This window comes from Pseudomonas sp. DW-iso3 (assembly GCF_058725305.1).
Map to the genome: position 1 here is coordinate 272,149 of NZ_JBZXDZ010000005.1, position 26,390 is coordinate 298,538.

General features: G+C 61.9%; 27 protein-coding genes. 9 read left to right on the top strand and 18 right to left on the bottom strand.

Annotated features, from left to right (window positions below; translation table 11 throughout):
- Nucleotides 1-38: 38 nt before the first annotated feature.
- Both AC4PS7_RS16355 and AC4PS7_RS16360 read left to right on the top strand, forming a co-directional pair.
- Entirely contained in the window at nucleotides 39-1,259 is a 1,221-nt protein-coding gene (locus tag AC4PS7_RS16355; RefSeq protein WP_010209318.1) for a putative DNA modification/repair radical SAM protein, read from the top strand.
- Nucleotides 1,256-2,086, top strand: a complete 831-nt coding sequence (locus tag AC4PS7_RS16360; RefSeq protein ID WP_010209319.1) for a TIGR03915 family putative DNA repair protein — start codon at nucleotides 1,256-1,258, stop codon at nucleotides 2,084-2,086. The genes AC4PS7_RS16355 and AC4PS7_RS16360 overlap by 4 nt, the downstream gene beginning before the upstream one ends.
- A 3-nt stretch (nucleotides 2,087-2,089) precedes the next feature.
- On the opposite strand, the gene AC4PS7_RS16365 is transcribed toward AC4PS7_RS16360, so the two are convergent.
- From AC4PS7_RS16365 to ctlX, 7 genes are all read right to left on the bottom strand, one after another.
- Nucleotides 2,090-2,587 carry an Lrp/AsnC family transcriptional regulator gene (locus AC4PS7_RS16365; RefSeq protein WP_010209320.1) on the bottom strand — a complete coding sequence of 166 codons (498 nt, stop codon included), beginning with the start codon at nucleotides 2,585-2,587 and terminating at the stop codon, nucleotides 2,090-2,092.
- A gap of 5 nt (nucleotides 2,588-2,592) precedes the next feature.
- Nucleotides 2,593-3,423: an ABC transporter ATP-binding protein gene (locus AC4PS7_RS16370; RefSeq protein ID WP_010209321.1), complete on the bottom strand. Its 831-nt coding sequence runs from the start codon at nucleotides 3,421-3,423 to the stop codon at nucleotides 2,593-2,595.
- Nucleotides 3,424-3,426: 3 nt separating this feature from the next.
- A complete protein-coding gene (locus AC4PS7_RS16375; protein WP_010209322.1) occupies nucleotides 3,427-4,140 on the bottom strand; it encodes an ABC transporter permease in 714 nt (237 codons plus the stop codon).
- Entirely contained in the window at nucleotides 4,137-4,838 is a 702-nt protein-coding gene (locus AC4PS7_RS16380; protein ID WP_010209323.1) for an ABC transporter permease, read from the bottom strand. The genes AC4PS7_RS16375 and AC4PS7_RS16380 overlap by 4 nt, the downstream gene beginning before the upstream one ends.
- Before the next feature lie 72 nt (nucleotides 4,839-4,910).
- The gene (locus AC4PS7_RS16385) at nucleotides 4,911-5,687 is read right to left on the bottom strand and encodes an ABC transporter substrate-binding protein (protein ID WP_492179619.1); all 777 of its coding nucleotides are present in this window, start codon (nucleotides 5,685-5,687) and stop codon (nucleotides 4,911-4,913) included.
- Nucleotides 5,688-5,931: 244 nt separating this feature from the next.
- Nucleotides 5,932-6,978 carry an ornithine cyclodeaminase gene (gene ocd / locus AC4PS7_RS16390; protein WP_010209325.1) on the bottom strand — a complete coding sequence of 349 codons (1,047 nt, stop codon included), beginning with the start codon at nucleotides 6,976-6,978 and terminating at the stop codon, nucleotides 5,932-5,934.
- 16 nt (nucleotides 6,979-6,994) lie between these two features.
- Complete coding sequence (gene ctlX / locus AC4PS7_RS16395; protein ID WP_042572082.1) at nucleotides 6,995-7,921, bottom strand: citrulline utilization hydrolase CtlX; 927 nt, start codon at nucleotides 7,919-7,921, stop codon at nucleotides 6,995-6,997.
- A 195-nt stretch (nucleotides 7,922-8,116) separates the two neighbouring features.
- Here ctlX and AC4PS7_RS16400 point away from each other — a divergent pair, with 195 nt between their 5' ends.
- Nucleotides 8,117-9,010, top strand: coding sequence for a GNAT family acetyltransferase (locus tag AC4PS7_RS16400; RefSeq protein WP_074900420.1), 894 nt, complete (start codon nucleotides 8,117-8,119; stop codon nucleotides 9,008-9,010).
- A 73-nt stretch (nucleotides 9,011-9,083) separates the two neighbouring features.
- Here the strand turns inward: AC4PS7_RS16400 and AC4PS7_RS16405 are convergent, their stop codons facing one another.
- The 5 genes from AC4PS7_RS16405 to AC4PS7_RS16425 all read right to left on the bottom strand — a co-directional run bounded on the left by AC4PS7_RS16405 (nucleotide 9,084) and on the right by AC4PS7_RS16425 (nucleotide 15,175).
- Nucleotides 9,084-10,103: a branched-chain amino acid aminotransferase gene (locus tag AC4PS7_RS16405; protein WP_021492858.1), complete on the bottom strand. Its 1,020-nt coding sequence runs from the start codon at nucleotides 10,101-10,103 to the stop codon at nucleotides 9,084-9,086.
- A gap of 124 nt (nucleotides 10,104-10,227) precedes the next feature.
- The gene (lpdA, locus tag AC4PS7_RS16410; protein WP_457244217.1) at nucleotides 10,228-11,616 is read right to left on the bottom strand and encodes a dihydrolipoyl dehydrogenase; all 1,389 of its coding nucleotides are present in this window, start codon (nucleotides 11,614-11,616) and stop codon (nucleotides 10,228-10,230) included.
- 3 nt (nucleotides 11,617-11,619) lie between these two features.
- Nucleotides 11,620-12,879, bottom strand: a complete 1,260-nt coding sequence (locus tag AC4PS7_RS16415) for a dihydrolipoamide acetyltransferase family protein (RefSeq protein WP_106119345.1) — start codon at nucleotides 12,877-12,879, stop codon at nucleotides 11,620-11,622.
- Nucleotides 12,880-13,938: an alpha-ketoacid dehydrogenase subunit beta gene (locus AC4PS7_RS16420; protein ID WP_010209333.1), complete on the bottom strand. Its 1,059-nt coding sequence runs from the start codon at nucleotides 13,936-13,938 to the stop codon at nucleotides 12,880-12,882.
- A gap of 1 nt (nucleotide 13,939) precedes the next feature.
- Nucleotides 13,940-15,175 (bottom strand): 3-methyl-2-oxobutanoate dehydrogenase (2-methylpropanoyl-transferring) subunit alpha, encoded by a 1,236-nt coding sequence (locus AC4PS7_RS16425; protein ID WP_492179620.1) that lies wholly within the window; start codon nucleotides 15,173-15,175, stop codon nucleotides 13,940-13,942.
- 195 nt (nucleotides 15,176-15,370) lie between these two features.
- Here AC4PS7_RS16425 and bkdR point away from each other — a divergent pair, with 195 nt between their 5' ends.
- Entirely contained in the window at nucleotides 15,371-15,856 is a 486-nt protein-coding gene (bkdR, locus tag AC4PS7_RS16430; protein ID WP_010209335.1) for a Bkd operon transcriptional regulator BkdR, read from the top strand.
- On the opposite strand, the gene AC4PS7_RS16435 is transcribed toward bkdR, so the two are convergent.
- The gene (locus tag AC4PS7_RS16435) at nucleotides 15,853-16,716 is read right to left on the bottom strand and encodes an MBL fold metallo-hydrolase (protein ID WP_010209336.1); all 864 of its coding nucleotides are present in this window, start codon (nucleotides 16,714-16,716) and stop codon (nucleotides 15,853-15,855) included. The two genes, bkdR and AC4PS7_RS16435, sit on opposite strands and share 4 nt — an antisense overlap.
- Nucleotides 16,717-16,810: 94 nt before the next feature.
- Here AC4PS7_RS16435 and AC4PS7_RS16440 point away from each other — a divergent pair, with 94 nt between their 5' ends.
- The 5 genes from AC4PS7_RS16440 to AC4PS7_RS16460 all read left to right on the top strand — a co-directional run bounded on the left by AC4PS7_RS16440 (nucleotide 16,811) and on the right by AC4PS7_RS16460 (nucleotide 22,407).
- Nucleotides 16,811-17,146: an ArsR/SmtB family transcription factor gene (locus AC4PS7_RS16440; RefSeq protein WP_005789341.1), complete on the top strand. Its 336-nt coding sequence runs from the start codon at nucleotides 16,811-16,813 to the stop codon at nucleotides 17,144-17,146.
- Nucleotides 17,147-17,196: 50 nt separating this feature from the next.
- Nucleotides 17,197-18,441 (top strand): NAD(P)/FAD-dependent oxidoreductase, encoded by a 1,245-nt coding sequence (locus AC4PS7_RS16445; protein ID WP_010209337.1) that lies wholly within the window; start codon nucleotides 17,197-17,199, stop codon nucleotides 18,439-18,441.
- Nucleotides 18,442-19,248, top strand: a complete 807-nt coding sequence (locus AC4PS7_RS16450; protein ID WP_042572083.1) for a sulfite exporter TauE/SafE family protein — start codon at nucleotides 18,442-18,444, stop codon at nucleotides 19,246-19,248. It abuts the gene before it with no gap.
- A gap of 131 nt (nucleotides 19,249-19,379) precedes the next feature.
- Nucleotides 19,380-20,525 (top strand): nitric oxide-sensing protein NosP, encoded by a 1,146-nt coding sequence (gene nosP / locus AC4PS7_RS16455; RefSeq protein ID WP_044287404.1) that lies wholly within the window; start codon nucleotides 19,380-19,382, stop codon nucleotides 20,523-20,525.
- Nucleotides 20,467-22,407, top strand: coding sequence for a PAS domain-containing hybrid sensor histidine kinase/response regulator (locus AC4PS7_RS16460; protein WP_042572084.1), 1,941 nt, complete (start codon nucleotides 20,467-20,469; stop codon nucleotides 22,405-22,407). The genes nosP and AC4PS7_RS16460 overlap by 59 nt, the downstream gene beginning before the upstream one ends.
- A gap of 146 nt (nucleotides 22,408-22,553) precedes the next feature.
- Here the strand turns inward: AC4PS7_RS16460 and AC4PS7_RS16465 are convergent, their stop codons facing one another.
- From AC4PS7_RS16465 to AC4PS7_RS16485, 5 genes are all read right to left on the bottom strand, one after another.
- Nucleotides 22,554-23,219: a response regulator transcription factor gene (locus AC4PS7_RS16465; RefSeq protein WP_010209341.1), complete on the bottom strand. Its 666-nt coding sequence runs from the start codon at nucleotides 23,217-23,219 to the stop codon at nucleotides 22,554-22,556.
- Nucleotides 23,220-23,234: 15 nt separating this feature from the next.
- Nucleotides 23,235-23,783: a PQQ-dependent catabolism-associated CXXCW motif protein gene (locus AC4PS7_RS16470; RefSeq protein ID WP_021492852.1), complete on the bottom strand. Its 549-nt coding sequence runs from the start codon at nucleotides 23,781-23,783 to the stop codon at nucleotides 23,235-23,237.
- A gap of 108 nt (nucleotides 23,784-23,891) precedes the next feature.
- Nucleotides 23,892-24,683, bottom strand: a complete 792-nt coding sequence (locus AC4PS7_RS16475) for an ABC transporter permease (RefSeq protein WP_021492851.1) — start codon at nucleotides 24,681-24,683, stop codon at nucleotides 23,892-23,894.
- Nucleotides 24,680-25,420, bottom strand: a complete 741-nt coding sequence (locus tag AC4PS7_RS16480; RefSeq protein ID WP_021492850.1) for an ABC transporter ATP-binding protein — start codon at nucleotides 25,418-25,420, stop codon at nucleotides 24,680-24,682. Before AC4PS7_RS16480 ends, AC4PS7_RS16475 begins: the two co-directional genes overlap by 4 nt.
- Nucleotides 25,417-26,376, bottom strand: a complete 960-nt coding sequence (locus AC4PS7_RS16485; RefSeq protein ID WP_010209348.1) for a YVTN family beta-propeller repeat protein — start codon at nucleotides 26,374-26,376, stop codon at nucleotides 25,417-25,419. Before AC4PS7_RS16485 ends, AC4PS7_RS16480 begins: the two co-directional genes overlap by 4 nt.
- Nucleotides 26,377-26,390: the final 14 nt, after the last annotated feature.

Below are 26,390 nucleotides of genomic sequence, written 5' to 3' on the forward strand. Positions count from 1 at the left end.
TATTGGTACTGTACAAAAAACCAGTATCGGTAGCCCCCATGCAGTTGATCGAAAAACTCAGCATCCTCGCCGACGCCGCCAAGTACGATGCCTCGTGCGCCAGCAGTGGTGCGCCCAAGCGCAGCTCCGAGGGCAAGGCGGGGCTGGGTTCCACCGATGGCATGGGCATCTGCCACAGCTACACGCCGGACGGGCGTTGTGTGTCGTTGCTCAAGGTATTGCTCACCAACTTCTGTCTCTACGACTGCCAGTATTGCGTCAACCGCCGCTCCAGCGACGTGCCCCGCGCGCGTTTCAGCCCGGAGGAGGTGGTCACCCTGACCCTGGATTTCTACCGACGCAACTGCGTCAGCGGGCTGTTTCTCAGTTCCGGCATCATCCGTTCGTCCGATTACACCATGGAGCAATTGGTGCGGGTCGCCAAACTGCTGCGCGAAGAGCATGACTTTCGCGGCTATATCCACCTCAAGACGATTCCTGATGCCGACCCGGCACTGATCGCCGAAGCCGGACGCTATGCCGATCGCCTGAGCGTGAACATCGAACTGCCCACCGAGGCCAGCCTGCAGACCCTGGCGCCGGAAAAGAAGATCGTGTCGATCAAACAGGCCATGCAGACCATCTACACCGGCGAGCAGACGGTACGCAACGAGCCACGCGCACCGCGTTTTGCCCCGGCCGGGCAGAGCACGCAACTGATCGTCGGCGCCGACGACACCGATGACAGCACCATTCTCCACGGTGCCGAGGCGTTGTACGGCAACTTCAAGCTGCGCCGCGTGTATTACTCGGCGTTCAGTCCCATCCCCAATAGCCCGAAAACCGTGCCTCTGGCCGCGCCGCCGCTGATGCGCGAGCACCGTTTGTACCAGGCCGATTTCCTGTTGCGCAGCTATGGGTTCAACGCCAATGAGCTGTTCAAAGGTCCTGGTCACCTGGCGCTGGATATCGATCCCAAGCTGGCGTGGGCGCTGGATAATCGCGAAGTCTTCCCTCTAGACCTGAATCGCGCGGAACCGACCTTGATAGCGCGCATTCCGGGCATTGGCCTGCGTACCACCCAGCGTCTGGTGGACCTGCGCCGTGAACGCAAGATCCGCTTCGAAGACCTGGCGCGCATGCGGTGCGTATTGGCCAAGGCCAAGCCGTTTTTCATCACCAGCGACTACCACCCGCAACAGGCCGACAGCACCAGCGTGTTGTTGCGCGAACAACTGCGCGACCGTCCTCAGCCGCAGCAAATGGGGTTGTGGGGATGATCAGCCTGGAATGCAACAACCTGTTCAGCACTTGGCGCGATCAGGCGCGCTGGCTGCTCAGCCATCAGGTCGACCCCAGCCAGGTGAGTTGGGGCGAGGCCGAAGTGGCGGACCTGTTTGCCACCGACGAACCGATTCCCGAGGGGATGGGGCCTTTCCAGACACGGGTGCCCAAGGCCCTGCTGGAATTGTTGGAGTCGGCCGCCTGTTACCACGGCGACCAGCGCTGGAGCTTGTTGTATGAAGTGCTGTGGCGCGTCAGTCATGGTGACCGCACGGCGATGCTGGCAGGGGACAAACTGGGCAGTGAGTTGCAACGGCGGATCAAGCAGGTCAGTCGCGAGGCACACCATCTGCACGCGTTTGTGCGGTTCATCGCGTTACCCGCCGAGGCCGGGCTGGAATTGCCCGAGTACGTGGCCTGGCACGAGCCGGCCCATGACATCTTGAAATCAGCCAGCCAGCATTTCATCGGGCGCATGGGGCGTCACCGCTGGATGATCGCCACACCGTTGGACGGTGTGTACTACGACGGTGAGCAGTTGATCCATCAGCGCGAATGCCCCGAGGCCTGGCGGCAATTGGCGCAGAATGTCGAGGATCCACACAGTGCGATGTGGCTGACCTACTACAGCCACATCTTCAATCCAGCACGGTTGAACCCCAAGGTGATGGAAGGGCATTTGCCCAGCCGGTTCTGGAAGAATCTGCCAGAGGGCAAGTTGATACCGGGGTTGATCAGTGAGGCGCGTACCGGCAAGCAAAAGGATGGGCAGGCGAAGATGATCGGGGCAAAGCTGGGCAAGCGAATCGCTCGCGCCTTTTAAGGCTCAGCTGAGTTCCGTCGCTGTGTTCTTTACCACCGCCAACTCCGGATGCGCGACCAGCTTATCGATGTGCAATTCGTCGTTGTTCAACCAGGTCTCCGTCAGCACCCGGTAGTGCTCCATATCCCGGCAACGCATGCGCAGGCTGTAGTCAAACGGACCGCTGATCAACTGGCATTCGAACACCTGCGGGCAAGCCTTGACGCAGGCTTCGAAGGCCTTTTGCGCCGAGCGCCCGCTCTGGTTGGACAAGGCTACCAACACCAGCAATGACAGCCCTGGCGAGACCATCTGCACATCGATGATCGCCCCATACCCACGGATCACCCCGCGTCGCTCCAGCTTGCGCACCCGCTCCAGGCAGGGCCTGGGCGTGAGGTGCACCAGCGACGAGAGCTTTTCGTAGGTGATACGCCCCTGATGCCGCAGCACTTCGATGATTGCTTCATCAATGCGGTCCAGCGTGGGGGAGGAATGGGGTCCGTTGGCCTTGGTATCCATGGGGTTCACTTCAAACGGTTGGAGAGAAATTGCTGCAAGCGCTCGCTATTGGGCTGGTCGAGAATCCTGGCATCGCCGTGTTCCTCAACCCGGCCCTGGTGCAAGAACAACACTTGGCTGGACACCTGGCGGGCAAAGCCCATTTCGTGGGTGACCATCAGCATGGTACGACCTTCCTCGGCCAACGTCTGTATGACTTTGAGGACTTCTCCTACAAGTTCTGGGTCGAGTGCGGAAGTCGGCTCATCGAACAGGATGATCTCCGGCTCCATCGCCAAGGCCCGGGCAATCGCCACGCGCTGTTGTTGGCCGCCGGAGAGAAACGCCGGGTACTGATCCGCCACGCGGCTCGGCAGGCCGACCTTGTCCAAGTACATTCGCGCGCGTTTTTCCGCCTCCGCAGCGCTTACGTCCAGTACCCGGCGCGGCGCCATGGTGATGTTTTCCAGCACGGTCATGTGGCTCCACAGATTGAAGTGCTGGAACACCATGGCCAGGCGTGTGCGCAGGTTCTGCAATTGATCTTGGTGCGGCGCACGGGTGCCGGCGCGGCCCTGGCGCATTTCAATGCTGATGCCGTCCAGAGTGATCACCCCGGCGTCCGGCTGTTCGAGGAAGTTGATGCAGCGCAGCATCGTGCTTTTGCCAGAGCCGCTGGCGCCGATCAGGCTGATCACATCGCCCTGACGCGCATTCAGGGAAACACCCTTGAGCACTTCGTGCTCGCCATAGCGTTTGTGGATGCCTTCGACTTGAAGCTTGATGGCCGCGGTGACGGGTTGGGCAACGGGTTCATCAACGGGATAAGCGGCCAGGGCCTGCGCGGACTGATTCATGGGTTAGCCTCGGGTAGGAACAAGAAAGCGCATCCAGCGACGTTCGGCCAGTCGGAACAGGCCCACCAGTGCAAAGGACAGCAGCATGTAGAGCAGGGCAGCGATGCCGAACGCCTGGAACGTCAGGAACGTTTCGGCATTGGCGTCGCGGGCCACCTTGAGGATGTCGGCGACGGTGGCGGTAAAGGCCAGCGAGGTGGCGTGCAGCATCAGGATCATTTCGTTGCTGTAGGCCGGTAACGCACGACGCAGCGCGGCGGGCACCACCACGAACAGGTTGAGACGCCAACCGTGCAGGCCGTAGGCGCGGGCCGCTTCGATTTCGCCATGGGGGATATTGCGGATCGCCCCGGCGAAGATCTCCACGGTGTAGGCGCAGGTGTTGAGCACGAAGGCCAGCAGCGTGCAGTTCAGCGCATTGCGGAAAAACTGGTTGAGCAGGGCGTTATCCTGCACGATTTCCAGGCTGTACAGCCCGGTGTAGCAAATCAGCAGTTGGATATACAGCGGCGTGCCGCGAAACAGGTAGGTGTAGACCTCCACTGGCCAGCGCAGCCAGACGTGCTCGGAAACACGCGCGAGCGCCAACGGGATCGACAGGAAAAAACCCAACACCACCGAGATGATGAACAACCACAGTGTCATGGCCACGCCGGACAATCCTGCGCCATCGCTGAACAGATAGGCCAGACCGTATTGCTGGAACAGTTCGATCATCGCGCCATCCCCTTGATGCCGAGGTTATAGCGCCGTTCGAGGCGCTTGAGGACGCGGTTGGACAGGGTGGTGATCACCAGGTACATCAGGCCCGCGAGGATCAGGAAGTACAGCGGCTCATTAGTGGTCTTGCCGGCATTTTGTGCGGCCTTGACCAGGTCCGACAAGCCGATGATCGACACCAGCGCCGTGGATTTGAGCAGCACCAGCCAGTTATTGCCCAGGCCCGGCAGGGCAAAGCGCATGAGTTGCGGGAACAGCACCAGGTGAAAGCGCTGCCAGCGGCTCAGGCCATAGGCGGTCGCCGCTTCCAGCTGGCCCACCGGCACGCTGAGGATCGCGCCTCGGAAGTTCTCGGTGAAATACGCGCCGTAGATAAAGCCCAGGGTGATCACCCCAGCGGTAAACGGGTCAATTTCAAAATAGTCCCAGCCGAACACTTCACTCAGGTCGTTGAGCCACAGTTGCAGGCTGTAGAAAATCAGCAGGATCAGCACCAGGTCCGGCACACTCCGGATCAAGGTGGTGTAGAGCGTGGCCGGCACACGCAGCCATTTGGCGCTGGAGAGCTTGGCAGCGGCGGCGATCAGGCCCAGGGCGAGGCTCAACGCCAGCGCGAGGAAGGCCAGCTTGAGCGTCATCCAGGCACCCTGGGCCAGCATCGGGCCGTAGCCGTGCAGATTCAGGAATTCGTTCATGGGGAAGGAGATCTCTTTTATGCAGGCGCGAGCTCGCTCGCGCCTACAGGGGACTTTTGCCTGGCTCGGACATCACTCGTGGTAGATGTCCTGATCGCCGAAGTACTTCTTCTGGATCTGTGCGTAGGTGCCATCCGCCTGCACAGCGGCGATGCCTTTGTTGATCAGCGCCCGCAGTGCCTGATCGTTCTTGCGCAGGCCCATGGCGATGTCCAGGGGCAGGGTCGGGTCCTTGAAGGCAGGGCCGGTCTTGAAGTCGGTGCCTTCGGGTTTGGACAGGAAGTTGAGCTGGGCTTCGAGCTTGTCGGTCAGGGTCGCGTCCAGGCGGCCGTTCTGCAGATCGGCGTAGTTCTGGTCCTGGGACTGATACGCCTTGATCTGCGCGCCGAGCTTGGCCAGGTGGGCACGGGCGTAGGCCTCCTGCAACGAGCCTTGCAGTACCCCGACTTGCTTGCCCATGAGGGATTCCGGGGTGTCGCCGAAGTCGGCGCTCTTGCGCGTGATCACGGAGGTAGGGCTGAGGAACAGGCGGTCACTGAAGTCGATGATCTTTTCGCGGGCCGGGGTTACAGCCATGGAGGACATGATCGCGTCGAACTTGCGGGCGCGCAGGGCGGGGATCATGCCGTCGAATTCGTTGTGCACCCAGGTGCATTTCACTTCCAGCTTGGCGCAGATCGCGTTGCCCAGCTCGATATCGAAGCCTTGCAGGCTGCCGTCGGCGGCAACGGATTCGAAGGGGGGATATTCGGGGAACACGCCGAAGCGGATTTCTTTCCATTCCTGAGCGTGGGCGGTTGCGCAGAGTGGCAACAGCAACGCAGCGAAGAGTGATCGCAGTGGAGTCATGTGTAGTCCCTATATTTTGTAATTGATGTCAGGGCAGTCATTGAGCTGAAACAAATCGTTCTTATTGGCGCAGAGAATGCTCCATGGTGGTGCGTTTTTTGTGTCGTTTACCCCGTGCTCAAAGCGCGAATTGCGCTGTTAAAACGGGCAATGCAGCGGAATCGGCTGTGCCACCCGCTGAATCGGCTTTTCACCCACCCAAATCTGGCCCGCCCTCGACGCAGAGCGGCAGGCCAGAGCGTTCTCAGGCGCGCTTTTTCTGCTGTGCGCGAGGTTGTTGTGCCAGGCGTGCGAACAGGTCTTTCGGGTCGGCCAGGTCCGGCACCAGCTCCAGGTCGCTGCCCACATCCAAGGCCTTGGCCACGTCCAGCACATAGCGCAGGGCCGAGTAGTCTTCGATGGCAAAACCTACCGAGTCGAACAGGGTGACCTGGCGCGCATTTTCGCGGCCGGGTTGTTGGCCGTTGATCACTTGCCAGAGTTCGGTGACCGGCGAGTCTTCCGGCATGTGCTGGATTTCACCTTCGATGCGGCTTTGCGGTTCGTACTCGACGATCACCCGGGCGCGCTCGACGATACGTCGGTCCAGCTCGGTCTTGCCGGGGCAGTCGCCGCCGACGGCGTTGAGGTGCATGCCGGGTTCGATCATCTCGTCCGTCAGGATGGTGGCGTAGGCCTTGTCGGCCGTGACGGTGGTGACGATGTCCGCGCCTTTTACCGCTTCGGCGACGCTGCCGGCCAGGATCACCTTGATCGCCGGGAAAGCTTTGAGGTTGGCGGCCAGCTTGGCGGTGGCCTTGGCGTCGATATCGAACAGGCGGATCTCAGTGATGCCGAGCATGGCGTGGAAGGCCAGGGCCTGAAATTCGCTCTGGGAGCCGTTGCCGATCAGCGCCATGCTGCGGCTGTTGTCGCGGGCCAGGTAGCGGGCGACCAGCGCCGACGTGGCGGCGGTGCGAATCGCAGTGGTCAGCGTCATTTCCGCCAGCAGCACCGGCAAGCCGGTGTCCACGTCCCCCAGCGCGCCGAAAGCCATCACGGTGAGCATGCCGGCCAGGGTGTTTTTCGGGTGGCCGTTGACGTATTTGAACGCGTACAGCGATGCGTCGGAGACCGGCATCAGCTCGATCACACCGTCCGGCGAGTGGTTGGCCAGGCGCGCGCATTTTTCGAAATCCTGCCAGCGCAGGTAGTCGGCACGGATGTACTCGGCCATCTCGGTGATGCAGGTTTGCAAGCCTTTTTGCGAGACCAGGTAGCAGAGATCGTTGACGTCGATATAGCGGGTCATGACAAGACTCCTTGAGTTATTGGACGGTGGCGCGGGCGGGCAGGTGCACTTCCGCCAGCATGCAGCGGGCACTGCCGCCGCCGATGCGTTCGATGTTGTCGATGTTCACCACCACCGGCCGTGTATGGCGTTCCACGTGCTGGCGCTGGGCGGGTTGCAAGGCGCCCCAGGCGCTGGCGGACATCACCAACAGGGGCTGGCCGTCGCGGTCGTGGATTTCGAGCATGTTGCCGGCGAAGGCCTCCAACTGATCGAAATCGAGCGCGAGGATGTCCTTGCCGGTGTCGCGCAGGGAGCGTTCCAGGCCCTGGCGTTCGCTGGCGTCCGGCAGGGCTTGCAGGCATACCACCGAGAGGTCGCGACCGACGCTCATCATCACGTTGCTGTGGTAGATCGGCGCGTGATGGCGGTCGACGGCGTGAAAAACGCAGAGCTGGTAGTCGAGGCGTTCGGCGAACTGGCGCAGGGCGTCCTGGTGAGTGCGCCCGGAGTGGCAGGCGTAGCTGATGCGGTGTTGGCGGTCGAGCACCATGCTGCCGGTGCCTTCGAGGAAGATGTTCTGCTGTTCCAGGTGGCTGAGATCAATGGTGCTGTTGATCGCAAAACGTTGCTCCAGCACTTGCAGCACGCCTTTGTTGCGCTCCAGTCGTCGGTTCTGGCCTTCCATCGGGTACAGCACCAGGCTGCCGTCGGCGTGGCTGCTCCACCAGTTGTTGGGGAATATCGAGTCGGGGGTGTGGGGCGCCGGCGTGTCCTGCACCACCAGCACTTCCACGCCGTGCCGGCGTAGGGTGTCGACATAGCCGTCGAACTCTTCCAGCGCTTTCTGCTGTGCGCCGAGTGGGTCGAGGGGTTGGCGTTGGAAGCGGTTGTTGATCGCGGTGTCCGGGTTGAAGGCAAAGCGCGCCGGGCGAATCATCAAGACGGTATTGGTGGTTTGCATGGGTGCACGAATCCATGGGTTGAACTGTGGGGCTATTTTGTGGGTTGTGCGGGGTGAATCCCGGCTGAAACCGGGAAGCGGGTCAGCCGGGAAAGCTGAAGAGTGGGGTGAGGCAGCCGAATCGGCTGTTCGGGCGAGCGCAGGTCAAAATTGCTATTGTGCGGGTTGTTCAAACGCAGTCAGCCAGGAGGAATCATGTCTACCGCCGTTCGCCTCGCCCAGGCAGCCGATGCCGAGGGCATCAGCCAGGTCATCCTGGCGGCCTTGCATAGCAGCAATGCGCGGGATTATCCGGCGGATGTGATTGCGCGGGTGGCCAGTAACTTCACACCGGATGCGGTGCTGGCCTTGCTCAAGCGTCGCCAGGTACTGGTGGCAATTCAAGATCATGTGATCGTCGCCACCGCCGCCCTCGACGGTAATGTGGTGCGCTCGGTGTTCGTCAATCCAGCGCTGCAAGGGCAGGGGATCGGTCGCCTGCTGATGATCGAGATCGAACTGCGCGCCCGCGAGGCTGGGGTGACGGTATTGAGCGTGCCTGCTTCGCTGACGGCCGAGCCGTTCTACACCAAGCTGGGGTTTAACACCGTGCGTGACGTTTACCACGGCAACGAACGTACATTGGTGATGGAAAAAGCGCTGCTGTCCCGGCACCCCATCGGTCCGTATCGCGACCGTCAGCATCGGGCGCAAGTGGTTGCGCTCTGGCAGCAGGCCTTTGGCTATGACACCGCCCACAACCTGCCAACGCTGGCGATTGATAAGAAGCTGGCCGTCAACGATGGGCTGTTCTTCGTAGCCATGGATAAAAAAGCAGTGATCGGGACGATTCTTGCCGGCTACGACGGTCATCGCGGCTGGCTGTATTCGGTGGCGGTGCACGCCGACTATCGGCGCCATGGCTTGGGGTCTTCGTTGGTACGCCACGCGGAACAGGCATTGACCGCGTTGGGGTGCATGAAGATCAACCTGCAGATCACCGGCGGCAACGACGCGGTGGTGGGGTTCTACGAGGCGTTGGGGTATGGGGTGGAACCGAGGATCAGTATGGGCAAGAAGATTGTAGGGAATATTCCCAAGGACTTGTGAGAACACCCAAATAAACTGTGGGAGCTGGCACGCCAGCTCCCACATAGGCTTTGTGGTGGGGCTCGTTGCAGAGTTAGACCTTGACGATCCAGCCTTGCGGCGCTTCAACGTCGCCGGTCTGCACGCCGGTCAGCTCTTTGTAGAGCTTCTGGGTGATCGGACCGACTTCGGTCTCGCTGTGGAACACGTGCAGCTTGCCGTTGTACTGGATGCCGCCGATTGGCGAGATCACTGCAGCCGTACCGCAGGCGCCGGCTTCCTTGAACTGGTCGAGCTTGTCGATGAACACTTCGCCTTCGACCACTTCCAGGCCCAGGCGGGTCTTGGCCAGTTCGATCAGCGACAGGCGGGTGATGCCTGGCAGCACCGACGGCGACTTCGGCGTGATGAACTTATTGTCGTGGGTGATCCCGAAGAAGTTGGCCGAGCCGACTTCTTCGATTTTCGAATGGGTCATCGGGTCCAGGTAGATCGCGTCGGCGAAACCGGACTTCTTCGCTTCGGAACCTGGCATCAGGCTGGCGGCATAGTTGCCACCGACCTTGGCGGCGCCGGTGCCTTGTGGTGCCGCGCGGTCGAAGGTGGAGATCTGGAAGTTATGTGGTACCAGGCCACCTTTGAAGTAGGCGCCGACGGGGATGCAGAACACGGAGAAGATGAACTCCGGGGCGGTCCGCACGCCGATGTTGTCACCGGTGCCGATCACGAACGGGCGCAGGTACAGCGCGCCGCCGCTGCCGTATGGCGGGATGAAGTGCTCGTTGGCCTTGACCACTTGCTTGCAGGCGTCGATGAACACGTCGGTCGGCACATGCGGCATCAGCAGGCGGGCGCAGCTGCGTTGCATGCGGGCGGCGTTCTGGTCCGGACGGAACAGGTTGATCGAACCGTCCTTGCAGCGGTAGGCCTTGAGGCCTTCAAAGCATTGCTGGCCGTAGTGCAGGGCAGTGGAGCCCTCGCTGATGTGCAGCACATTGTCATCGGTCAGGGTGCCTGCTTGCCATTCGCCGTTTTTCCAGACCTGGAGAAACCGCTTGTCGGTCTTGATGTAGTCAAAACCCAGCTTGTCCCAATTGATGCTTTCGTTACCCATGACACCCTCTATCTCTGGTCAACCGCCTGGTCGAAGGCAGGCTTGTCGGTTTTTTTCTGGATGGGCACAACAATACTTCATTCTTGGCCGGTGTGGGAGCGGGTGGCTTGGCCCTGCCGCGTTTTTACAGGTGCAGGGCGTGGCCCAACGCCCTTAACGCGGCTTCCTGAACGGCTTCGCCGAGGGTCGGGTGGGCGTGGATGGTGCCCGCCACATCTTCCAGACGTGAACCCATTTCCAGGCTCAGGCCAAAGGCGGTGGACAGCTCGGAGACACCCGCCCCCACGGCCTGCCAGCCGACGATCAGGTGGTTGTCACGTCGCGCCACCACCCGCACGAAACCGGTCTTCGACTCCAGGGTCATGGCCCTGCCATTGGCCGCGAACGGGAAGCTCGACACGATGCAGTCCAATCCGGCGGCCTTGGCTTCGTCGGGTGTCTTGCCGACGACCACCAGTTCCGGGTCGGTAAAACACACGGCCGGGATCGCGGCCGGGTTGAATTCGCGGTGTTTACCGCTGATCAGTTCGGCCACCATCTCGCCCTGGGCCATGGCGCGGTGCGCCAGCATCGGCTCGCCGCTCAAGTCACCGATGGCATACACGTTGCGCATGCTGGTCTGGCAGCGGCTGTCGATCTTGATCGCCGCGCCGTTCATCTCCAGGTTCAGCGCCTCGAGGTTCCAGCCTTGGGTGTTGGGCTTGCGACCCACAGCAACCAGCACCTGATCAGTTGCCAACGACACGGTGTCGCCATTCGGGTCGCGTACTTGCAGGCTGCCATCGGTAAAACCGGTGACACTGTGCTTGAGGTACAGCTTCACCCCCAGGTGCTTGAGGGATTCGTTCACCGGCTGCGTCAGCTCAGCATCATAGGCCGGCAGGATACGATCCTGGGCCTCGACCACGCTGACCTCGGCACCCAGCTTGCGGTAGGCAATGCCCAGCTCCAGGCCGATATAGCCGCCACCCACCACGATCAGGCGCTTGGGCACCCGCGTGGGCGCGAGCGCCTCGGTGGACGAGATGATCGGCCCGCCAATCGGCAGCATCGGCAGCATCGGCAGGTTGACGCTCTTTGAACCGGTGGCCAGCAGCAGGTGTTCGCACTGGATGCGCTGGTCGCCGACCTCGACGGTCTTTCCGTCTACGACCTTGGCCCAGCCGTGGATCACTTGCACCTTGTGCTTTCTCAGCAGCGCGGCGACGCCGGTGGTCAGGCGGTCGACGATGCCGTCTTTCCATTCCACGCTTTTGCGGATGTCCAGGGTCGGCACATCCACTTCGATGCCCAGGTGCGAACCCTGGCTATGGTGGATGGTTTGCTGGAACTGCTCGGCCACATGGATCAGGGCCTTGGACGGGATGCAGCCGATGTTCAGGCACGTGCCGCCCAGCGCCTGGCCTTCCACCAGGATGGTCGGGATGCCGAGTTGGCCGGCGCGGATCGCCGCCACATAACCGCCAGGGCCGCCGCCGATAATCAGCAGCGTGGTATTCAACGTCTGAGTCATGCGTTACTCCAGGAACAGGCTGGCGGGTTGTTCGAGCAGGCCGCGAATGGCCTGGATGAATTGCGCCGCGTCCATGCCATCGACTACACGGTGATCGAAGGAACTGGAGAGGTTCATCATCTTGCGCACCACGATCTGACCCTTGATCACCATCGGCCTTTCGACGATACGGTTGACGCCCACGATCGCCACTTCCGGCAGGTTCAGCACCGGCGTGCTGACGATGCCGCCCAAGGCACCCAGGCTGGTCAGGGTGATGGTTGAACCGGACAGCTCATCGCGACTGGCCTTGCCATTGCGCGCAGCAGTGGCCAAGCGGGCGATTTCCTCGGCGTTGCCCCACAGGCTGCGAGCTTCGGCGTGACGCACCACCGGCACCATCAGGCCTACGTCGCTTTGGGTGGCGACACCTACGTGCACCGCGCCAAGGCGGGTGATCACCTGGGCTTCATCGTCGTAACGCGCATTGATCTGCGGGAAGTCCCGCAGTGCAACCACCATGGCGCGCACGATAAACGGCAGCAGGGTCAACTTGCCACGCGTGGCGCCGTGCTTCTCGTTGAGGTGCACGCGCAACTCGTCGAGGGCGGTGACGTCGATCTCTTCTACATAGCTGAAATGCGCGGCACGACGGGTGGCGTCCTGCATGCGCTGTGCGATCTTGCGGCGCATGCCGATGACGGGGATCTGTTCTTCGGTGTTGCGTTCGGCGTAGGGATTGGTGGCTGTTGAAGGCTTTGACGCGCCTTGTTGCAGGTAGGCGTCGAGGTCCTCATGCAGAATCCGCCCGGCCGGACCGGAGCCCTGGACCAGGCGCAGTTGAATCCCGGCGTCCAATGCGTGCTTGCGCACGGCGGGGGAGGCCAATGGGCGTTCGTCGGCGGCACGCGCCACAGGCGGCTGGGTTGCGACAACCGGCGCTGGTTTGCTTTCAACCGCCACCGGCGCAGGCTTGGCTTCAACCACTGGTGCGGCTTTCGGCGTCTCCTTCGCTGCCGGCGCTTCCTTGGCGTTGCCCGCACCTTCCACTTCAATGCTGATCAAAATACTGCCCACGGCCATGACTTCACCTGGCTCGCCGCCGAGGGAAATGACCTTGCCATGCACCGGCGAGGGAATGTCCACCATTGCCTTGTCGGTCATCACATCCGCCAGCACCTGGTCTTCGACGACCATGTCGCCGACCTTCACATGCCACACCGACAATTCAACTTCTGCGATGCCTTCGCCAATGTCCGGCATCTTGATAACGTGCGTGCCCATTCAGACCTCCATGACCCGTTTCAACGCCGCGCCCACTCGGGACGGCCCTGGGAAATACGCCCACTCCTGCGCGTGCGGATAGGGGGTGTCCCAACCGGTGACGCGTTCGATCGGCGCTTCCAGGTGGTGGAAGCAATGCTCTTGCACCAGCGACACCAGCTCGGCACCAAAGCCGCAGGTGCGGGTGGCTTCATGCACCACCACGCAACGGCCGGTCTTTTTCACCGACTTGACGATGGTTTCCAGGTCCAGCGGCCACAAGCTGCGCAGGTCGATGACCTCGGCGTCGATGCCGGTCTCTTCGGCAGCGACTTGCGACACATACACCGTGGTGCCGTAGGTCAGCACCGTCACGGCCGAGCCCGGACGCACAATGGCGGCCACGTCCAGTGGCACGGTGTAGTAGCCGTCCGGCACTTGGGCTTGCGGGTGTTTCGACCACGGGGTCACCGGACGATCGTGATGGCCATCGAACGGGCCGTTGTACAGGCGTTTTGGCTCCAGGAAGATCACCGGGTCATCGTTTTCGATGGAGGCAATCAACAGGCCTTTGGCGTCATAGGGGTTCGACGGCATGACCGTGCGCAGCCCGCAGACCTGGGTGAACACCGCTTCGATACTCTGGCTGTGGGTCTGGCCGCCGTAGATGCCGCCGCCGCAAGGCATGCGCATGGTCAATGGCGCGGTGAACTGGCCGGCCGAGCGATAACGCAGGCGCGCTGCTTCGGAGATGATCTGGTCGGTGGCAGGGTAGACATAGTCGGCGAATTGGATCTCGGCCACCGGGCGCAGGCCGTAGGCGCCCATGCCCACCGCCACGCCGACAATGCCGCTTTCGGAGATCGGCGCGTCAAACACGCGAGAGCTGCCGTATTTGGTCTGCAAGCCTTCGGTGCACCGGAATACTCCGCCGAAATAGCCGACGTCCTGGCCAAATACCACCACGTTGTCGTCGCGTTCGAGCATCACATCCATGGCCGAGCGCAGGGCCTGGATCATGGTCATGGTGGTGGTGGTCATGGCGGTTTCCACTTCAATGCTGTTGTTGTGATCGTTCATGTCAGATCCCCAACTCTTGACGCTGGCGCTTCAAATGCTCCGGCATCTCTTTGTAGACGTCTTCGAACATCGTTGCGGCGCTTGGAATCTGGCCGCCGGCGAGGGTGCCGTACTGTTCGGCTTCTTTCTGTGCCTTGACCACTTCGGCTTCAAGTTCGGCACTGACCGCCGCGTGTTCCTCTTCGGACCACTGGCCCATCTTGATCAGGTGCTGCTTGAGACGGGCAATGGGGTCGCCCAGGGGGAAGTGGCTCCAGTCGTCGGCTGGGCGGTATTTCGAAGGGTCATCAGACGTGGAGTGCGGCCCGGCGCGGTAGGTGACCCACTCGATCAGCGTTGGCCCCAGGTTGCGGCGCGCACGCTCGGCAGCCCAGGCGGAAGCGGCGTACACCGCAATGAAGTCGTTGCCGTCCACGCGCAGGGAGGCGATGCCGCAACCGACGCCGCGTCCGGCGAAGGTGGTGGCTTCACCGCCGGCAATCGCCTGGAAGGTGGAGATCGCCCACTGGTTGTTGACCACGTTGAGGATCACCGGCGCGCGGTATACGTGGGCGAAGGTGAGGGCGGTGTGGAAGTCGGATTCGGCGGTGGCGCCGTCGCCGATCCAGGCGGAGGCGATCTTGGTATCGCCCTTGATCGCCGAGGCCATGCCCCAGCCCACGCCTTGTACGAATTGGGTGGCGAGGTTGCCGGAAATGGTGAAGAAGCCGGCGTCCTTGACCGAATACATGATTGGCAACTGGCGGCCCTTGAGCGGATCTCGCTCGTTGGACAGCAGTTGGCAGATCAGGTCCACCAGTGGCACTTCACGGGCCATCAGGATGCTTTGCTGGCGGTAGGTGGGGAAACACATGTCGTCGATGTTCAAGGCAAGGGCCTGGGCGCTGCCGATGGCTTCTTCGCCGAGGCTCTGCATATAGAACGACATTTTTTTCTGACGCTGGGCGACCACCATGCGGTTGTCGAAGATCCGCGTCTTGAGCATGGCGCGCATGCCTCTGCGCATGATTTCGACGGAAATACCTTCGGCCCACGGCCCCAGGGCCTGGCCCTGGTCGTCGAGCACGCGGATCAGGCCCTTGGCCAGGTCGGCGGTGTCGGCGGGTTCTACGTCGATGGCGGGTTTGCGCACGGTACCGGCGTCGGTCAGGCGCAGGTAAGTGAAGTCGGTCTTGCAGCCTGGGCGGCCCGAGGGTTCAGGGACGTGCAGGCGCAGTGGTTCATACTGCTGGGTCATGGCTTTCTACGCTCTATCTTGTGAATTTCTTGTAGTGGGCGCGCTAGCTGACAGTCAGCCTCCGGATAGGAGAAATCTTGTCCTACAACAATCATAGGCGGGGCGTAGAAGAATATTTATCTGTGTTTCATTGCGCTCACGCTCATTTGCGGATAAAAAAACTGCATAAACATAATAAACAGGTGATTTTGTCTCATGCGTAAACTGGACCGTACCGATATCGGCATTCTCAACGCCCTGCAGGAGAACGCCCGCATCACCAACGCCGACCTGGCCCGCTCGGTGAACCTGTCGCCCACGCCGTGTTTCAATCGGGTGAAAGCGATGGAGGAGCTGGGCTTGATCCGTGACCAGGTCACGCTGCTCGACGCCGATTTGCTGGGGCTGCACGTCAACGTGTTCATCCACGTCAGCCTGGAAAAACAGAATGAGTTGGCGTTGCAGCAGTTCGAAGGCGCGATCTCCGACCGGCCCGAAGTGATGGAGTGCTACCTGATGGCCGGTGACCCGGACTATCTGATCCGGGTGCTGGTGCCGACGATCCAGTCGCTGGAGCGTTTCATGATGGACTTTTTGACCAAGGTACCGGGGGTGGCGAACATCCGGTCGAGCTTTGCGTTGAAGCAGGTGCGCTACAAGACTGCGCTGCCGTTGCCGGCCAATGGTATCAACCTCGGTTAGAGGTGGTTGATCGGGATCTTCAGGTACACCACCCCATTGTCCTCAGCCGGCGGCATATTCCCCGCCCGCACATTCACCTGGATCGCCGGCAGCAACAGCGTCGGCATCCCCAGCCCGGCATCGCGCTGGGTGCGCATCTCGACAAACGTGGCTTCATCCACGCCATCATGCACATGGATATTTCCTGCGCGCTGCTCCGCCACCGTGGTCCGGCACTTTGCCTTACGGCCGTCGGGCGGGTAGTCGTGGCAGACGTACAGTTCGGTTTCCAATGGAAAGGCCAGCAACTTGCGCATCGACGCATACAACTGCCGCGCATCCCCTCCGGGAAAGTCACAGCGCGCCGTGCCGACATCCGGCATGAACAGCGTGTCGCCCACCAGAATCAGTCGGCCATCGATCAGGTAGGCCATGTCCGCCGGGGTATGCCCAGGCACATGCAGGGCCTGGGCCTTGAGGGTGCCGATGTGGAACACCTCATCCGGCGCAAACAGATGATCGAACTGCGAGCCATCCACGCGAAACTCCGGCTCCAGGTTGAACAGGTTCTTGAACACGCCCTGCACTTTGCTGATCGACTGTCCGATGGCGATCTTGCCGCCCAGCGTCCGGCGCAGGTAAGGCGCGGCAGACAAGTGATCGGCGTGGGCGTGGGTTTCCAGCAACCATTGCACCTGCAGGCTGTGCTCGCGCACAAAGGCAATGATCTTGTCTGCCTGGACGGTCTCGGTGCGCCCCGAGGCCGGGTCGTAGTTGAGCACCGAATCGACGATGGCACAGGGGCCGCCATCGCCTTCATAAACGACGTAGGTGTAGGTCGATGATGCCTCGTCCAGAAAGGCTTGAATCAGCGCTGGCATGGCGTTTGTCCCGGGTGAAGAAAAAAGTAGTTACAATCAGTTTATGTTTTCACATAATGTTTCGAGCTTAAGTGACAAAAAGGACCCGAAGCAAATGGAATCTACTCTGAGTGAGGGCGAAGTCGCCCAGCTGCGCGCATCGGCGTCCAAGGCCTGTTCCTTGCTCAAGGCCCTGGCCAATGAGGACCGCTTGTTGATCCTGTGCCAACTGACCCAGGGCGAGCGCAATGTCGGCGAACTCGAAGCCCTGACCGGCGTGCGTCAGCCGACGCTGTCTCAACAGTTGGGCATCCTGCGTGACGAAGGGTTGGTCGCCACCCGTCGGGAAGGTAAATACATCTTCTACGGGCTGGCCAGCCACGAAGTGATTCAAGTCATGAAGACCCTGTCCGGGCTGTACTGCGGCGCGGTCATAAAAAGCTGGGCGTGACGCCATCTGGCAGCGACCCTTGTGTGCATGTATGACAAAGGCGATAGACCATGACCGACCAACACTGGGGACCGACCATCAGTGGCGACATCGTAGTCATCGGCGGCGGCTCGGCAGGCATTGGCCTGCTGGCCAGTCTGCTCAAGCGCGACCCGAATCTGAACATCATCCTGATCGAACCGAGCGACCACCATTGCTACCAGCCCGCGTGGACCTTGGTGGGTGGCGGCGCCTACGACCTGAAAAAAACCCGCCGCCCGCTGGCTGATGTATTGCCCAATGGCGTTACCTGGGTGCAGGCCGCCGTCAGCGAAATACTGCCCGACGAGCAGACCCTGATCCTCGACAGCGGCCAGCGCGTCAGCTGGCAACACCTGATCGTATGCCCCGGCCTGAGGCTGGCGTGGGAGAAGATCGAAGGCCTGCAAGACACCCTCGGCAAGCATGGCGTCACCTCCAACTACAGCTACCAACACGCCGCCTATACCTGGCAACTGGTCCGGCAACTCAAGGGCGGCAAGGCGATCTTCACCCAGCCGGCCATGCCGATCAAATGCGCAGGCGCGCCGCAAAAAGCCATGTACCTGTCCTGCGATCACTGGCTCAAGCGGGGCGTGCTGAAAAACATCGACGTCGAATTCAACCTGGCCGGCGCCGCGCTGTTCGGCGTGGCGACGTTCGTGCCGCCGTTGATGAAATACGTAGAGAAGTACAACGCGCGCCTGGCGTTCAATGCCAACCTGGTGAAAGTCGACGGCCCGGCACGCAAGGCCTGGTTCGAAGTGAAGGACGTCGAAGGCAATGCTCGCATTGAAGAAAAATCCTTCGACTTGCTGCACGTCGTCCCACCGCAAGTCTCCCCGGATTTCATCCGCCAAAGCCCTTTGGCCGACGCCGCCGGCTGGTGCGAAGTGAACCCCCACAGCCTGCAACACCTGCGTTACCCGCACATCTTCGGCCTGGGTGACGTGTGCGGCACCACCAACGCCAAGACCGCCGCTGCGGTACGCAAGCAGATCGTGGTGGTTGCCGAGAACCTGCTGGCCCTGCGCAAACAGGCGCCGCTGCCGCTCAAGTACGATGGTTACGGCTCCTGCCCATTGACGGTGGAGAAGGGCAAGGTGGTGTTGGCCGAGTTCGGCTACGGCGGCAAGTTACTGCCGACCTTCCCCCTGGACCCGACCCAGGCACGTCGCTCGATGTGGTTTCTCAAGGCCACGCTGCTGCCATGGTTCTACTGGAATGGCATGCTCAAGGGCCGCGAGTGGTTGACCCGTCTGAGCAAGGTGGACTGAATGCTGCTGGCCAGTGTGTTGGGATTATTGATGGGCGTGGTCATGGGGTTGACGGGCGCAGGCGGCGGCATCCTTGGGGTGCCGGCGCTGGTGCTGGGCCTTGGCTTGAGCATGACCCAGGCGGCGCCGGTGTCGTTGCTCGCCGTCGGTGCGGCGGCAGCGGTGGGGGCGATCGACGGTTTGCGCCATGGTCTGGTGCGTTATCGTGCTGCGTTGCTGATCGCGTTGCTCGGCGCGCTGTTCTCCCCGGTGGGGGTGTTTGTCGCCCACCAATTGCCGGAACCGCTGTTGATGGGCTTGTTCAGCGCGTTGATGGTGCTGGTCGCCTGGCGCATGTTGCAGCGCGAAAAAAACCAGCCGGGACCCAGTGATCATGGCAGCGCGTCCTGGGGGCAGAAGAACTGCATGCTCAACCAGCAGACCGGGCGCTTGGCCTGGACCGCCAAATGCAGCGCCACCCTGGCCGCACTGGGCGCGGTGACGGGGGCGGTCTCGGGTTTGCTCGGGGTGGGCGGCGGCTTTTTGATCGTACCCGCGTTCAAGCAACTCACCGACGTGCAGATGCGCGGCATCGTCGCCACGTCGCTGATGGTGATCAGCCTGATTTCGCTGATCGGCGTGGCCGGCGCGTTGCATGCCGGGGTACGCATCGAATCCCTTGGCTGGGTATTTATCGCGGCGAGTATCGTCGGCATGCTGATCGGCCGGCGCCTGTGCTCGGTGGTTGCCGCACGCACGTTGCAGGTGGGGTTTGCCAGCCTGTGTGTGGTGGTGGCTATCGGCATGCTGGTCAGCGCCTTGCTTTGAACGTAATCGTTCCTACGCGGCGGGAACGATCAAGCGCCCTCATCCCATCGCATCCCCCTACCCAGTACCCAAGTAGCATAGGTCCCAACCCTCGCTCTTCGTAAACTCATGCCTCAGAGGGGGAGGCAACGATGCATAACGGTGAAGGTGTAGTCAGTGCCATGTCCCAGGCCACCGATGCCGGGCAGGCCGCCGAGGAGTTGGCGCGGCAACTGCTGCATCCGTACCTGGGCTTCGTGCTGTTTTTCTGCTCGGCGTCCTACGACCTGCAGGCCCTGGGCCAGGCCCTGCAAGCGTGTTTCGGCAACGTGCGCGTGGTGGGCTGCACCAGCGCCGGCGAGATCACGCCCCAGGGCTACGGCCGCAATTGCGTGACGGCAATGGGCTTTAACCACGCGCACTTTTCCATCGCCACGGAGCTGATCGACCAGGTGGAACACTTCAGCCTGATCGATGCCCAGCAGATGGTCGAACGTCTCGTCGGCGGTTGCCGCAGCAATACCCTGGCACCGATCAAGGGCAACACCTTCGCCCTGACCCTGCTCGATGGCTTGTCCAGCCGTGAAGAGGTGGTGCTCGCTGCCCTCAGCGCGGCGCTTGGCGACATTCCGCATTTCGGCGGTTCGGCCGGCGACGACAATTTCCTCACCCACACCCACGTGTATTTCAACGGCGCTTTCCACAGCGGTGCGGCGGTGGTGGTGCTGGTCAATACCTGGCTGGATTTCGAGGTGTTCACCACCCACCACATCCTGCCGCGCAGCGAAAAACTGGTGGTCACCGGCGCCGACAGCCCGTCGCGCCGGGTCTTCGAGCTCAATGCCGAACCGGCCGCCGAAGAATACGCGCGGCATATCGGCGTGGCAGTGGCCGACCTCGATCACCGGGTCTTCGCGGCGCATCCGTTGGCGGTACGCATCCACGACCAGTACTACGTGCGGGCGATCCAGCAAGTGCACGACGACCTCAGCCTGAGTTTCTACTGCGCGGTGGAAAACGGCATCGTCCTCACCGTGATGAAGCCCGGGCTGATCCTGCCGAACCTGCAAACCCTGTTCGACGGCTTGCAAGCGCGCCTTGGCGACCTGCTGTTGACCATCGGCTGCGACTGCTTCCTGCGCCGCCTGGAGTTGGAAGACAGCGACAATCTGGAACAGATCGGCGGTTTCCTGCGTGACCAGCGGGTGATGGGCTTCAACACCTACGGAGAACAGTTCAATGGCATGCATATCAACCAGACCTTCACTGGAGTCGCCATTGCCCGAGGTCGGCGCTGAACTGCTCGCCCAGGTTGCCCAGCTGCAACAGGACAACCACAAGCTGGCACGGATCAACGCCGCGCTGATCGAACGCATCGAGTCCGGCATGGCCCAGGGCAATAACCCTTACACCACCTTTCAGCATTCCGTGGTGCTGGCCGAGCAAGTGCGTGAACGCACCGACGCGCTGAACCAAGCGATGGCCGAACTCAAGGCCAGCAACCACTTGCTGATCAACGCCCGGCTGCGCGCCGAAACCCTGCGCGGCGAACAGGTCGCGGCACAAAAGGCCCAGGAAAGCGAACGCTGGATTCGCCTGATCACCGATAACGTCCCGGCCCTGATCGGCTACCTGAACGCCGACCTGGTCTACGAGTTCACCAACAAAGTCTATGAAGAATGGTATTGCTGGCCGCGCGGCATGATGCTCGGCCAGAGCCTGCGCGAGGTCCACAGTGAGCAACACTGCCAGCGCCTGGACGCCTACGTCGCCCGCGCCCTGGCGGGGGAGAGCGTGACCTTTGAATTCGCCGAGACCAACATCAATAATCAGGAGCGCTACATGCTGCGCTCCTATGTGCCGAATACGCTGGCCAGCGGCGAAGTGGTGGGGATCTTCGTGCTGATCCGCGACATCACCGAACGCCGTCGCACCGCCGAAGCCCTGCACCAGGCCTATCAGCACCTGGAGCAACGCGTGGCCCAGCGCACCTCGGAACTGACCGCGCTCAACGACCAGTTATTGCAGGAGATCGACGAGCGCCGCCGTGTGGAGGCGCGCCTGCGTGAAGCCAAGCTGGAGGCCGAGCAGGCCAACCTGTCAAAAACCAAATTCCTCGCCGCCGTCAGCCATGACCTGCTGCAACCTTTGAATGCGGCGCGCCTGTTTACCAGTGCGCTGCTGGAGCGGCCCAGCGAAACGTTGGTGCGCAACGTGAGCAATTCCCTGGAAGACGTGGAAAACCTGCTGGGCACCCTGGTGGATATTTCCAAGCTGGATGCCGGGGTGATCAAGGCCGACATCGCGCCGTTTGCCCTGAGTGAACTGCTCGACAACCTGGCCGCCGAGTACACCGAATTGGCCCGCAGCGAGGGTCTGGCGCTGCATTTTGTCGGCTGCTCGGCGTTGGTGCGCAGCGATATTCAGCTGCTGGCGCGGATTCTGCGCAACCTTTTGAGCAATGCGATTCGCTACACCTACAACGGGCGTGTGGTGCTGGGGTGTCGCCGCCAGCATCAGCGTTTGTTGATCCAGGTGTGGGACAGCGGCATGGGCATCGCCGAGGAGCGGTTGGAGGAGATTTTCCAGGAGTTCAAGCGCGGTGATGTGCAGCGGCCCGACCAGGACCGGGGGTTGGGCCTGGGGCTGGCGATTGTGGAAAAGATTGCCGGGATCCTGGGTCATCGTATCAGCGTCAAATCCTGGCCGGGTAAAGGCTCAATGTTCTCGGTGGAGGTGCCGTTGAGCGCCACGGCGCCCAAGTCGCTGCCAATACTGGCCATGAGCGAACCGATGCTCGAACGCCTGCAAGGCGCGCGGGTGTGGGTGCTGGATAACGACGCGGCGATCTGCGCGGGCATGCGCACCTTGCTGGAAGGCTGGGGCTGCCAGGTGATCACGGCGTTGTCGGAGCAAGACCTGGCACGGCAGGTGGATAACTACCATGCCGAAGCCGACTTGCTGATCGCCGATTACCACCTCGACGACGACCAGAACGGCGTCGACGCCGTCGCCCGCATCAATGGACGACGCGGCCGCGCGATACCGGCGTTGATGATCACCGCCAACTACAGCAATGAGTTGAAGCAGCAGATCCGCGAGTTGGGACACACCCTGATGCACAAGCCGGTACGCCCGATGAAACTCAAGACCGCCATGAGCCACCTGCTCGGCAAATGAACGGCGAAATACCCACAAATGGAGATCAAAATGTGGGAGGGGGCTTGCGCCCGATAGCGGTGGGTCAGTCGACATCATAACTGACTGATGCACCGCCATCGGGGGCAAGACCCCTCCCACCTTTGAATTGTGTTGTGTCAGACGGGTCAGCGGCGCAGGTAAGAGCCGAAATCGATATCCCCGGCGCTGAGGATCGCCTGCACCCGGTTATGCACATTCAATTTGCGCAGGATCGCCGACACGTGGGCCTTTACCGTGGTCTCGGCAATCTCCAGCGTGTACGCGATCTGTTTGTTCGACTCGCCCTTGGTCATGCGTTCCAGCACCAGCAATTGCTTGCGCGTCAGGGCTTGCAGCAGTTCGGGGGCGAAGCCGGGGTTTTCGTTGAGGCGCCGGTGGGTGCCAGGCTTCTGGGTGCGGATGATGTCCGGCGGCAGGTACACGTTGCCGTTGAGAATCTGCTGGATCGCCTCGGTCATTTGCAGGCGCGGCGAGGATTTGGTGATAAAGCCCACGGCGCCATAGGTGATGGCTTGCAGCACGACCTGCTTGTCCTGCTCGGCCGAGACGATCACCACCGGAATGGTCGGCGCCTCGTTGCGCAGGTTGATCAGGCCATTGAGGCCGTGCATGCCGGGCATGTTCAGGTCGAGGAGGATCAGGTCGAGGTCGTCGTGTTCCTGGGTCAAGGCAAGGGCGCTGTCGAGGTCGGCGGTTTCCATCACTTCGCTGCCGGGAAAGCCGTCGCTGATGACGTTATGGATCGCTTCGCGAAACAGTGGGTGATCGTCGGCAATCAGGATTTTGTACATGGCCGTTCACCTTGCTTATTGTGATGTTTGAAATGGCTCGGGTTGGGCGACCGTCACCGGCAGCTTCGCCGCTTCCCAGGCATCCAGTCCGTCGCGATACCAGTACACAGAGGTATAGCCGAGGTTGGCGGCACGTTTTACCGCGTTCCAACTCAGCCAGCAATCGGAGCGGCAATAGAAGACCAACGGTCGCTTGAGGTCGCCGCCGCTGTAGGCATACAGGTGGCGCACGAAATAGCTTTGCCACTCCGGCGTCAGGTCGCCGTCGCCCGTATTGGCCAGCCAGTGGCTGCCGGGCAGGTTGGCGTGGGGCTGGTCTTCGATGAAGCGACCTTGCAGCCACTGGCGGCGGTACACGTCGATCAGCACGGGCGCGGGTGTTTGGCTGAGCAGGGTTTGCAGCGCCGCAGTGTCGACAATCGTGGCACCGGGCAGGTGGTCGGGCGTGGGGCTGCGGTACAGGCTGATGCGGTAGCCGTCGGCGGAAAACAGAGGGGCGTCAGCCTGGACGTTGGCGACGAACAGGCACAGCAGTGCCAACAGAGGCAGTCGGGCGTACAGCATGGCAGGGCGATCCTTATCGTTATGCGCGCATTACACGTGAGTCCCGAGCCCTTGGGAATGCGACGATAGACAGGAAAACCAGTACTAAAGTAGTAGTTTTTGCCGCCGTCAGCCCTTTTTGCGCAACGCCGCATGCTGGGGATTGAAGGTCAGCACCGCCAACACCGCGAACAGCACGGTCAAGCCCAGGCACACCGCCAAGGCCAGGCCGGCGAAGCGTTCGTACAGGGCGAAGCGCACCAGCTCCACAGCGTGGGTAAACGGGTTGATCGCACACAGCCAGTACAGCCATTCACTGGAGTCGCGCATCTTCCACAGCGGGTACAGCGCCGAAGACAGGAAAAACAGCGGGAAGATCACGAAGTTCATCACCCCGGCAAAGTTCTCCAGTTGGCGAATCGCGTTCGACAGCAACAGGCCCAGGGCGCTCAACATCAAGGCCACCAGCAGCAACGCCGGCAGGGCGATCAACAGCCCCATGGCCGGTGGTTGCACGCCGTACACCCAGGCAATCGCCAGGAACCCATACACCTGCAACAGTGAAATCAGCGCGGTGGCCAACAGCTTGCTGCACAGCAAAAACGTGCGCGGCAACGGGCTGGTCAGCAGCACGCGCATGCTGCCCATCTCGCGGTCGTAGACCATCGACAGCGAGCCTTGCATGCCGTTGAACAGCAGGATCATGCAGGCCAGCCCCGGGATGATGTACACCTCGTAGGGGATGTAGGTGTCGTAGGGTTCGATCACCGAGATGCCCAACGCGGCGCGGAACCCGGCGGCGAACACCAGCAGCCACAGCAATGGGCGCACCAGCGCACTGAGAAACCGCGTGCGCTGCAACACAAATCGCAGCCACTCGCGCAGCACGATGCCGCGCAGGCATTGCCAGTAAGCGTTCATGCCGCTGCTCCCGTCGTGGTGGGGCGAGTCAAACGCGCGAACACACTGCCGAGGTCGCCGCCTTGTTGCGCGATCAAGGCATCGACTTGCCCACGGGCCACCAGACGACCCTGATGCAGAATCATCAACGCATCGTCGGCCTGCACTTCGTCGAGCAGGTGGGTGGTCCACAGTACGCTGATGCCGTGTTCGAGGCACAGGCTGCGCACGTGCTGGTTCAGCGCCAGGCGGCTGGCCGGGTCGAGGCCGACGCTGGCTTCATCCAACAGCAGCAAGCGCGGCTCATGCAGCAACGCCCGGGCGATTTCCACCCGGCGCCGGTGTCCGCCGTTGAGCTCGCGGACTTTTTCGCGGCGCCGTTCCGTGAGGGCCTGGCGTGCCAGTTCGGCGGCTACGCGCAGGTCGGTCTGGCGCCGCGATAAACCATGCAGCGCGGCGTGGTAGCGCAGGTTCTGTTCCACGCTCAGATCCAGGTCCAGGGTGCTTTGCTGGAACACCACACCCAGCTGGGTGAGGGCCGCACGCGGTGCCTCACGCAGGGAGTGACCGCCCACGCGGATGTCGCCGCTTTGCAGGTCATACAGCCGCGTGAGCAGGGCGATCAAGGTGGATTTGCCGGCGCCATTGGGCCCCAGCAGCGCCGCAAAGCGCCCCGGTGCAAGGCTGAAACTCACCTCGCACAAGGCCTGCCGTGCGCCGTAGGCGAAACTCACGTCGCGCACCTCCAGGGCGTTCATGGTGTGACCACCACGCCCCACGGGTAACGCCCGACCTTCACCGACTTGATCACCTTGAGGCTGTCCACATCGATCACCGACACATCGCCGCTCACGCCGTTGGTGACCAGCAACTGTTTCTCGTCCGGGGTAAATGCCATCTGCCACACGCGGCGGCCCACCAACAGGTAGTCGAGGACCTCGAAGGTCTTGGCGTCGATCACGGCCACATGGTTGGCCGGGCCGAGGGCCACAAAGCCGTACTTGCCGTCGGCGCTGAGCTTGATGCCGACCGGCTGGACTTTGTCCGGGTGCACGCCCTTGATGCTGAAGGTCAGGGTCTTGAGGATCGCGCGGCTGGCTACGTCGAGGATGGTCACGGTGCCGCCGATTTCCGCCGAGGCCCACAGCTGCGAGCCATCGTGGTTGAACTCGACGAAGCGCGGGCGCTGGTCCACCAGGGTGCTGTCGGCCAGGGTCTGGGTGCTGGTGTCGATCCAGTGCAGCATGTTGGTGGTTTCGCTGGTGTTCACCGCCCACTTGCCATCGGGGCTCACGGCCATGCCTTCGGGTTCGACGCCGACGTTGATCTGGCCGAGCACCTTGGCGGTCTCGGTGTCGATCACGGTGACCAGCGCGTCGTCTTCGTTGGACACATACAGCCAACGGTTATTGGGGTGCAGGGCGAACTGCTCGGGGTCTTTGCCGGAGGGCAGTTCCTTGATGATCTTGCGCGTGGCCACGTCCATCACCTGCACGCGGTCCGAGTCGCTGGCGCAGATGTACAGCAGCTTGTTGTCATGGGACAGCAGCAAGCCTCGCGGACGCTGGCCGACCTTGAGGGTGTCGGTGACTTGCAGGGTCTGCATGTCGATCAGGCTCAGGCTGTTGTCTTTCTCGTTGGAGACCCAGGCGGTACTGGCCACGGCGTGCCCGGCGGCAAGCAGCAGGGCGCATGAGAGCAGGGTGCGGCGCATGGCGGAGTCCTTAT